This window comes from Streptococcus sp. M334 (genome assembly GCF_000187745.1).
Classification (GTDB): Bacteria; Bacillota; Bacilli; order Lactobacillales; family Streptococcaceae; genus Streptococcus.
In genome coordinates, this window is record NZ_GL732507.1 from 1 (window position 1) to 734 (window position 734).

A 734-nucleotide genomic window follows, 5' to 3' on the forward strand; every position below is an offset into this window, starting at 1 on the left:
TAAGGTTGTCCTTCTACTGCTGGTTGTCGGTGTTACTTTTCCTGCTGTTAACCATCTTTCACTCGTGGAGCTGGGTCTTGGTCATTTGGAATACCGTCGCCATCAATATCATCATCTGATACGTCTGGTTTGCCGTCGCCATCTAAGTCTCTTTGTACCACTACTGGAATGGTTACGGTGACTGGGGTATCTCCTGTACGTGTTACCGTTACTGGAATATTCACTGTTTTAGATGTTTCATCGCCAGTCCATTCGATACCAGTTGGTTTTCCTGTGACTTTTCCATCGGTTCCTACTGTCAATCCATTCGTTGGTGTTGCTGTGAATGTCGCATCGTCTTTGTTTGGATTGATAACTTTTTCTTTACTTGTATAAGGTTGACCTTCTACTGCTGGGTTTGTAGGATTTACTTTGCCTGCGTCTAATGGTGTTACTTGACGTGGGGTTGTATCTTTTTCATTTGGAATACCGTCGCCATCAATATCATCATCTGATACGTCTGGTTTGCCATCGCCATCTAAGTCTCTTTGTACCACTACTGGAATCGTTACGGTGACTGGGGTATCTCCTGTACGTGTTACCGTTACTGGAATATTCACTGTTTTAGATGTTTCATCGCCAGTCCATGTGATACCAGTTGGTTTTCCTGTAACTTTGCCGCTTGTTCCATCAATTGTTAAACCATTTGTTGGTGTTGGTGTTACCGTTGTTCCTGGTTTATTTGGATTGATGAC

1 protein-coding gene is annotated in these 734 nt (G+C 43.2%); it reads right to left on the minus strand.

Going from position 1 to position 734, the window contains the following annotated elements:
* Nucleotides 1-47 precede the first annotated feature (47 nt).
* On the minus strand, nucleotides 48-734 hold a 687-nt coding region (locus HMPREF0851_RS0104590; RefSeq protein ID WP_000322049.1), incomplete at its 5' end, for a thrombospondin type 3 repeat-containing protein.